Origin of the sequence: Neobacillus niacini, assembly GCF_023715415.1 — a bacterium.
In the GTDB taxonomy this organism is placed as follows: Bacteria; Bacillota; Bacilli; order Bacillales; family Cytobacillaceae; genus Neobacillus; species Neobacillus niacini_C.
Genome location: NZ_JAMBOB010000080.1, coordinates 1 through 325, shown reverse-complemented (window position 1 = coordinate 325; position 325 = coordinate 1). Strand labels below are relative to the sequence as shown.

Annotated in this window: 2 tRNA genes; both read left to right on the top strand. The window is 49.8% G+C overall.

The window, feature by feature from the left end:
• The first annotated feature begins 40 nt into the window (after positions 1 to 40).
• A tRNA-Leu gene (locus M3189_RS26660) sits at positions 41 to 126 on the top strand.
• A 79-nt stretch (positions 127 to 205) separates the two neighbouring features.
• Positions 206 to 282, top strand: a tRNA-Arg gene (locus tag M3189_RS26655).
• The last annotated feature ends 43 nt before the right edge of the window (positions 283 to 325 follow it).

Sequence of the window (325 nt, the reverse complement as noted above, 5' to 3'; positions counted from 1 at the left end):
GGGGGTCGCGGGTTCGAATCCCGTCTTCCGCTCCAATGTTGCCGGGGTGGCGGAACTGGCAGACGCACAGGACTTAAAATCCTGCGGTAGGTGACTACCGTACCGGTTCGATTCCGGTCCTCGGCACTAAGTTTTTTCGTGAAAGCGAAAATAACCAAAGATTTTTGCGAAGCAAAATATCTAAAGATTACTAACAGCAATATATGCGCCCGTAGCTCAATTGGATAGAGTGTCTGACTACGGATCAGAAGGTTATGGGTTCGACTCCTTTCGGGCGCGCCATATTTTACGGGAAGTAGCTCAGCTTGGTAGAGCACTTGGTTTG